This window comes from Pseudomonas folii, assembly GCF_014357575.1.
Taxonomy (GTDB): domain Bacteria; phylum Pseudomonadota; class Gammaproteobacteria; order Pseudomonadales; family Pseudomonadaceae; genus Aquipseudomonas; species Aquipseudomonas folii.
In genome coordinates, this window is the sequence record NZ_JACONW010000001.1 from 115675 (window position 1) to 121803 (window position 6129).

Annotated in this window: 4 protein-coding genes; 2 read left to right on the forward strand and 2 right to left on the reverse strand. The window is 57.1% G+C overall.

Features of this window, described 5'->3' with window-relative positions; translation table 11 throughout:
- Positions 1–23: 23 nt before the first annotated feature.
- Positions 24–3053: a D-2-hydroxyglutarate dehydrogenase YdiJ gene (gene ydiJ, locus H8S59_RS00575; RefSeq protein WP_187520078.1), complete on the forward strand. Its 3030-nt coding sequence runs from the start codon at positions 24–26 to the stop codon at positions 3051–3053.
- A gap of 247 nt (positions 3054–3300) precedes the next feature.
- Here the strand turns inward: ydiJ and H8S59_RS00580 are convergent, their stop codons facing one another.
- Together H8S59_RS00580 and H8S59_RS00585 are read right to left on the reverse strand one after the other, a co-directional pair.
- Positions 3301–4437, reverse strand: coding sequence for an alkene reductase (locus H8S59_RS00580; protein WP_187520079.1), 1137 nt, complete (start codon positions 4435–4437; stop codon positions 3301–3303).
- Positions 4438–4577: 140 nt separating this feature from the next.
- On the reverse strand, positions 4578–5255 hold the full coding sequence (locus H8S59_RS00585) for a type 1 glutamine amidotransferase domain-containing protein (RefSeq protein WP_187520080.1): 678 nt from the start codon (positions 5253–5255) through the stop codon (positions 4578–4580).
- Between the two features lie 214 nt (positions 5256–5469).
- Between H8S59_RS00585 and H8S59_RS00590 the strand changes: the two genes are divergently transcribed.
- Entirely contained in the window at positions 5470–6066 is a 597-nt protein-coding gene (locus H8S59_RS00590) for a TetR/AcrR family transcriptional regulator (protein WP_095095475.1), read from the forward strand.
- Positions 6067–6129: the final 63 nt, after the last annotated feature.

Consider the following 6129-nt stretch of genomic DNA (forward strand, 5'->3'; position numbering starts at 1 on the left):
TTCTTAGCCTGCAGGAATTCCATATGATCGCCCGTTTGTCCCCGGCAGTTGCCCAAAGCACGACGTATGAAGCCTTTCTTGATGCCCTTGGAGCGGCGGGCTTTCGAGGGGAGATTGCGCGTGATTATGGCGGCCGGACTGTGTTGGCAACGGATAACTCCATTTATCAGCGGCTGCCCCAGGCCGCGGTGTTTCCGCTGGATGAGCAGGACGTTGCGATTGTTTCGCGGCTGGTCGCTGAACCTGAGCACAGTTCGGTAGTGCTCACGCCTCGTGGCGGCGGTACAGGCACCAACGGCCAGTCGCTGACGGATGGTGTGGTCGTCGACCTGTCACGGCACTTGAACAATATCCTTGAGATCAATGTCGAGGAGCGCTGGGTCAAAGTGCAGAGCGGCGTGGTCAAGGATCAGCTGAACGCCGCGCTCAAGCCTCACGGGCTGTTTTTTGCGCCGGAGCTTTCAACCTCGAATCGAGCCACCATTGGCGGCATGATCAACACCGATGCGAGCGGGCAGGGCAGTTGCACCTATGGCAAGACCCGCGACCATGTGCTTGAGCTTTCTACGGTCATGCTGGGTGGCCATCGCCTCGACAGCCTGTCGGTTGATGCCGAACAACTGCAGGCGTTCGCTAACCGGACTGACCGCATCGGCGAGGTTTATCGCTGTGCACTGGATATTGTCGACACCCAGGCCGAACTGATTGAAAGCACGTTCCCGAAACTGAACCGCTGCCTGACCGGATACGACCTGGCGCACCTGCGCGAGGCCGACGGTCGCTTCAATCTGAACAGTGTGCTTTGCGGTTCCGAAGGCTCGCTCGGGTTTATCGTTGAAGCCAAACTCAACGTCCTGCCGATCCCCAAATATTCGATTCTGGTGAATGTGCGCTACGCCGGCTTCATGGATGCCTTGCGTGACGCAAAAGCGTTGATGGAAATGAAGCCGCTTTCCATTGAAACCGTCGACTCGAAAGTACTGATGCTGGCGATGAAAGACATCGTCTGGCACGGCGTCGCCGAGTACTTCCCGGAAAATCCCGACACGCCGACCCTTGGCATCAACATCATCGAGTTCAGCGGTGATGACGAAGAGGTCGTCCAGCAGAAAGTCCACGATTTCGTTTTGCACTTGCAGCTCGACCTGTCGGTGGTGCGCCTTGGCCACACCCTTGCGATAGGCGCTGATGCGCTCAAACGTATCTATGCCATGCGCAAACGAGCGGTGGGCTTGCTCGGTAACGTCAAGGGCGAGGCAAGACCGCAGCCTTTTGTCGAAGACACTGCGGTCCCGCCTGAAAACCTCGCTGATTTCATTCAGGAGTTCCGGGCGCTGCTGGACAGCCACAACCTGCAATACGGAATGTTCGGTCACGTCGATGCGGGCGTGCTGCATGTTCGGCCGATTCTGGACATGAAAGATCCGGTTCAGGCCGCGTTGATCCGGCCGATTTCCGATGCGGTCGCGGCGCTGACGCAAAAGCATGGCGGCCTGTTGTGGGGCGAGCATGGCAAGGGCTTACGCTCGCAATATGTGCCTGACTACTTCGGTGCGCTTTACCCAGCATTGCAAGCGCTGAAAGCGGCGTTCGACCCGCACAACCAGCTCAATCCGGGCAAAATCGCTACACCGGGTACCGTGCCAACCGCGAAATTGACGTTGGTTGACGAAGTCCGGTTGCGTGGCGAGCTGGACCGCACGATCGATGAGCGTGTCTGGCAGAGCTATGACGCCGCGCTTCACTGCAACGGCAATGGCGCGTGCTACAACTTCGATCCCGATGACGCCATGTGTCCTTCCTGGAAGGCCACGCGCAATCGTATTCACTCGCCCAAAGGCCGTGCCTCGCTGCTCCGGGAATGGCTTCGGTTACAGGGCGCGCAGGGTGTTGATGTATTGGCGGCGGCCTCGGGCGCGACGCAGAACATCGCCCGGCGAGCCGTTAACACCGTCAGGCAAAAGCTCGGGCAGGACGATTTTTCCCATGAGGTTTACGACGCGATGGCGGGTTGCCTGGCGTGTAAATCCTGTGCCGGGCAATGCCCCGTGAAGGTGAACGTGCCCGAGTTCCGCTCGCGTTTTCTTGAGCTTTATCACACCCGCTATCTGCGGCCGCTCAAGGACTATCTGATCGGCTCTCTGGAATACACCGTTCCTTACATCGCCAGAATGCCGCGACTTTATAATTTCGTCATGAGTGCTCGCCCTGTTCGGTGGGGGCTTGAGCGCATCGCAGGGATGGTCGACAGCCCGTTGCTGAGTCTGATGGACTTCACCGCAGTGTGCCGACGCTGGAACGTCGAAGTCGCCACCCCGCAGCGCCTCTCCGTGCTTTCGGATGCGCAGCGGGCGAAAAGTGTGATTCTCGTCCAGGATGCGTTTACCCGGTTCTTCGAAACCCCGTTACTGGCGGATTGGGTAGAGCTGATCTCAAGGCTTGGCTACAAGGTTTATCTCGCACCTTACGCGCCCAATGGCAAGCCGCTGCAAGTGCAGGGTTTTCTCAAAGCGTTTGAAAAGGCTGCCAGCTTTAATGGCCAGTCGCTGTTCAATCTTCAGCAGTATGACGTGCCGTTGGTGGGGCTGGACCCCGCCATGACTCTGGTTTACCGCCAGGAGTACGCTAAAACGCTGGATGTCGATAAGGCTCCGTTGGTGCTGCTGGCGCAGGAGTGGCTGATTAATGCGCTGCCGCAAAGCGAGGCGTTGAAGGAGGCGGAGCCTTATCATTTCCTGCCGCACTGCACCGAGAAAACCAACGAACCCGGTAGCATCGGCCTGTGGCAGAAGATTTTTGAGCGCGCGGGCCTGAAGCTGCAGATCCAGGCCAGCGGCTGTTGCGGAATGTCGGGGACTTACGGTCACGAAACACGAAACGCTGCCACGTCGAACATCATCTACGGGCAATCGTGGAAGCTGTTGATCCAGAAATTCAACCAGTCCGGACGTGTTGTGGCTGACGGTTATTCGTGCCGCAGTCAGGTCAAACGTCAGGAGGGCACAACGGTGCTCCATCCGCTGCAGGTTTTGCTGGCTCGCTTGAGTACATAGCAGGCTGAAGCGGGCAGTTCTGCGAGTTCAGTTGAATTTGTGGGAAGTTCTATGGTTGTCCGCGAGTTGACGTGGGACCGGCTTTAGTCGGGAAAGCGAGGTCTCTGACGACACATTTTCAGTGACTGTCCTCACCTTTTCCCGGCTGAAGCCGGTCCCACGACATTGCGCCATCGCGCAGACCCAGTGGGAGCCGAGCTTGCTCGCGATAAGATCAACTCGGGGTATCTGTTACATACCTGACCGATTACTGCGCATACAGCGGGTAATCCACATAACCTTCGGCATCGCCGCCATACACGGTGGCTGGATTGATCGGATTCCACGGCCAGTCATTGGCGATCCGGGCTGGCAGGTCTGGATTGGCAATGAATGGGCGGCCGTACGCAACAAGGTCCGCCAAGCCTGAATCCAGCAGCGCTGAGCCGCTTTGTGCCGTGTATTTTCCGGCATACATGATGGCTCCGCTGAAGGTGCTTCTCACGTCACGACGAAATGCTTCCGGCATGGCTGGCGCGTTATCCCAATCGGCTTCGGCGATGGAGAGATAAGCGATACCGGCGTTCTCCAGAATCCTGATGGCTTCGATGTACGTGGTGTGCGGATCTTCCTCGACCAACCCCAGATAAGTGCGGTCTTCATCCGTCGTCGTGAACAGAGGTGCAAAACGTACGCCGACCTTCTCTTTGCCAATGCATTCGGCGACACCCGCAACGATCTCACGCAGGAAACGCAGGCGATTATCAAGCGAGCCGCCGTACTGATCTTCGCGATGATTGCTGTGAGCAGAAATGAATTGGTTGACCAGATAGCCATTGGCGCAATGCAGTTCGATGCCATCGAAGCCGGCCTCCATCGCATTGCGTGCCGCCTGAATGTAGAGCTGAACAAGCTCCTGAACTTCATCAGTGGTCAGTGCCCTCGGTACAGAAGGTTTGACCAGTTCACCTGCGCCCGGCGCAGTTTCGATAAACACTTTCACCTGGTCCGCAGCAATGGCCGAGGCCGATACGGGGGCTTCGCCATTCGGTTGCAGCGCGGTGTGAGACACCCGGCCGACATGCCACAGCTGGGCGAAGATCACGCCGCCTTCTGCATGCACCGCCTCCGTCACCTTGCGCCAGCCAGCGATTTGCCCGGGTGTATAGATACCCGGCGTCCAGGCATAACCCTGACCGCGCGGTTCGATTTGCGTGCCTTCGGTGACCAGAAATCCCGCACCTGCGCGCTGGCTGTAGTACTGCGCCATGAGCTCGTTGGCGACGTTGCCAGGCTGAGTGCTGCGCTGCCGGGTGAGGGGTGGCAGGACAATACGGTTTTTGAGGGTGTGATGTCCCAGTTGGGTCGGGGTGAAGAAATTGCTGTTTTTGACTGAATTGCTCATTGATCTGCCTTGTTCGACGTTGAACGGTCTCAGTGTTTATTAGACCAGTCGACTATTTCTAATCTAAAAATAATGGACGCTTTGCCGTCAGGCGCAGCGTCCACGGGGAATCGTGTCGCAGGGAATGTAAAACTGGGGGATTAACCCAATTTTTTCAGCAGTGCTTCAGCGACGGCTGCCGAACTGGCCGGGTTCTGGCCAGTGACCAACTGACCATCTTCAACAACATAAACCTGCCAATCGCCTAGCTTGGAATACTGCCCACCCAAACGCTGGAACTCGTCTTCAATCAGGAACGGCACCACGTCGGTAAGGCCAACCGCTTCCTCTTCCGAATTGGTGAAGCCAGTAACCTTACGGCCGCTTACCAGTGGCTTGCCATCGGCGCCTTTGACGTTAATCAGCACACCAGGTGCGTGGCAGACAAAGCCGTGAGGCTTGTTGCTGCGATCAAAGGCTTCGATCAGTGCAATCGAGTTCTTGTCTACAGCCAGATCCCACAGCGGGCCATGGCCACCTGGGTAAAAGACTGCGTCGAAGTCTTCAGCGCGGACATCTGACAGCAGGCCAGTGTTGGCGAGTACGCGTTGAGCCTCAGCGTCTTTGCGGAAGCGATCGGTCTCAGCGGTTTGCGCATCAGGCTCGTCGCTTTTCGGATCGAGCGGTGGCTGACCACCGGCTGGCGAGACGACGGTGATGTCCGCACCGGCATCCTTGAACGCGAAATAGGGAGCAGCAAATTCTTCGAGCCAGAAGCCGGTTTTCTTGCCGGTGTTACCCAGTTGATCGTGCGAAGTCAGAACCATCAGAATTTTCATACGGTACTCCTTGAAGGTGAAGGACTGGCAATGAAGCGAAGCGACGCGGGAGCTGAAATATCAGCGCGTCAGGTCACCGATGGACAAAGCTTAGACTCGGAATAGACCAGTCGTCTAGAGTTTTTTTCAGATCACTTCCACAAGGTTGGTCACGTATCTCTCTTGATCGTTCAAAAAATAGACGACTGGTCTAATTTTTGGTATTTTGCGCTTCATGAAACCGACCTATGACGACACTCGCCAGCATTTGCTCGATACCGGCCACCGCATGATGGCGGGGAAGGGCTTCACCAGCGTGGGGCTCAGCGAGCTCCTGCAAGTTGCTGGCGTGCCCAAAGGCTCGTTCTACCACTACTTCAAATCCAAGGAGCAGTACGGGCAAGCCTTGCTGGAAGATTACTTCGCTGGCTATCTCGCTGACATGGACAGACGCCTTGCCTTGCCAGGGTTGACGCCTCGCGAACGGCTCATGGATTACTGGCTTGGATGGCAGCAGCGTTGTGTCGAGCCGTTCAGCGGCAATGAGTGCCTGGTGGTCAAGTTGAGTGCTGAAGTGGCGGACTTGTCCGAGTCGATGCGTATTACCTTGCGTGACGGTGCCGAGCAAATTGTGGCGCGGCTGACGGCGTGTATCCGCCAGGGGCAATCCGAAGGGTGCCTGCCCGGCCACGATGCGCGACAGCTGGCAGAAACGCTTTATCAAATGTGGTTGGGTGCCAGCCTGCTCAACAAGCTGCAACGCGATGGTCAGCCTTTGCAGACGTCGATGACGACAACGAAGCAATTGTTGGGCGTTTCAGACAGCGTTTGATTTTGGCTGCGATAGTTTTTCTGGTTGCACCCCGATCCTGTAGGCGCTCACCGAGGTTTCGAG